This window comes from Vibrio owensii CAIM 1854 = LMG 25443 (assembly GCF_000817815.1).
GTDB classification, from domain to species: domain Bacteria; phylum Pseudomonadota; class Gammaproteobacteria; order Enterobacterales; family Vibrionaceae; genus Vibrio; species Vibrio owensii.
Map to the genome: position 1 here is coordinate 1 of NZ_JPRD01000094.1, position 1884 is coordinate 1884.

A 1884-nucleotide genomic window follows, 5' to 3' on the forward strand; every position below is an offset into this window, starting at 1 on the left:
GGGGGGGGGGGGGGGTTATCTATACAGGCTGCCAATCGGCAGCCTGTATTTATATCTGTAGAAAGTTACGCGAAACTAAATACGTGCTTATCCATCATGTTAACCATACGCCCAATCTCAGGCTTCGTGATGGTGTCATTCGCACCAAGAGATAACGCTTTCGCACGGTTGTCTTCACTCATCAAAGAAGAGAACATCACGATTGGTGTTTGGCTGTAGGCTTGCGTATTACGTAGTCGCTTCACTAAGTGCATACCATCCATACGAGGCATTTCTACGTCGGTAACAACGGCATCGAGTAACTCACGAACTGGCAAGTTTTCTTCTTTCGCTACTTCAATCAAGCTCATTAGTTTTTCATACGCTTCGCCACCATCTTTACAGGTGATCACGTTATAACCCGCAGAAGCCAAAGTATCTTGAATCAATGAACGAATAAACGCAGAGTCATCCACAACCATAATGGTTTTTGCGTTACGCTTACCTACCATGCGCTGGTTCAGATCAACCGACTTATCGCCCGTCACATCGTACTTTTCCATACTCTGTTCTGGGTTGATATCTGCAATGATCTTCTCGAAGTCTAAGATCATGATCAGATTGCCGTCTTTACGAACTACCGCAACAACACAGTCCTGCTCTCCCGCTTCTAAGAATTGGCTTGGAGATTCTACATCGTTCCAAGAAATACGGTGGATACGCGAAATACTGTCGATCAAGAAGCCATTCGTCATCTTGTTGAAGTCGGTAACAATAACAAACTTACGCTCAAGATCACGACGCGTAGGAACACCAAGCCAACCAGCAAGGTCAACCAAAGGCGTTAACACTTCACGCGACGAAAATACGCCGATCATATGAGGTTGTGCATTCGGATAATCAGTAGTCTCTGGCACGCGAATCACTTCACGCACTTTAGCGACGTTAATACCGTAATAACATGTTTTTGTGCTGCCATCTGGCAATTGTTTTTCTAGATGGAACTCAATGATTTCAAGCTCATTGGTGCCACTTTCAGTCAGAATAGTACTGATTACGTTACTCATAAACCCAATTATCCAAAATACGATCAAGAAAAGGCTTGATGCAATGCCACAGAGAATCACTTCACTGGCGTAAAAATCCAAGAGTCCTTTTGTAGTCTTTGAGACAGAATTTGTAAATAATCAAAAGGATGCTGACCGCACACTTCTATATCAAATGATGAAATTTTGTCTCATTGTTGAACAAAACTCAGCCATGAGTTCGATATAGAAAAGACGCCTGTTTAGATAGCGGCAGTAAGTAGAAAAAGTTTAGCGATTTATTAGTGTGTTTTAATAACCGACTCATTCGAAACTCGGTGACGCTCACCGTATACGCTTTCTTCCGTTCGAACACCGTAGCTGATGACCATGGTGATTTGGTCACTGTCACGTAAGCCAAGCAAAGCTTTCACACGCTTCGAATCAAATCCTTCCATCGGGCAAGTGTCGTAGCCCCTCTCTCTCATGGCGTACATAAAGGTCATAGCTGCAAGAGAAACGCTTTTGTGCAAGTATACGCGCACATCCGCTTTACTCACCTCACGCACCATAGGCTTGTTACGCCCCAACCACCAGCCGTATAGCTTACGAACGACTCCACGAACAACAAATGCATCGTTGTTATAAACCATCGGGATGAGTTTTTCGTAATACTTAAGAGCGCGCTTGACCGCACGTCGTCACGGCCTTCAAAAGCTTGGCGCACAGTCTCTGCGTTGCGCTTCGCGCGCTCTTTCCAGTTATGAGTCGTGGCAACAAACACCACCAATTCGTTGGCTGTCTTAGCGGTGTTTTGTCCCATACAAAGCTCAGCAAGCGCTAATGCCAGTCAGTTAAGTTGACTGGCATAACTCTTTTT

The 1884-nt window shown here is 44.7% G+C and carries 1 protein-coding gene and 1 pseudogene; both read right to left on the reverse strand.

Annotation, left to right across the window (positions count from 1 at the left end; genetic code table 11):
- Positions 1-65: 65 nt before the first annotated feature.
- On the reverse strand, positions 66-1046 hold the full coding sequence (locus tag H735_RS29310) for a chemotaxis protein (RefSeq protein WP_020198201.1): 981 nt from the start codon (positions 1044-1046) through the stop codon (positions 66-68).
- A 260-nt stretch (positions 1047-1306) separates the two neighbouring features.
- Positions 1307-1842, reverse strand: a pseudogene (locus H735_RS29315) (nitroreductase family protein); the annotation flags it as partial.
- Positions 1843-1884 lie beyond the last annotated feature (42 nt).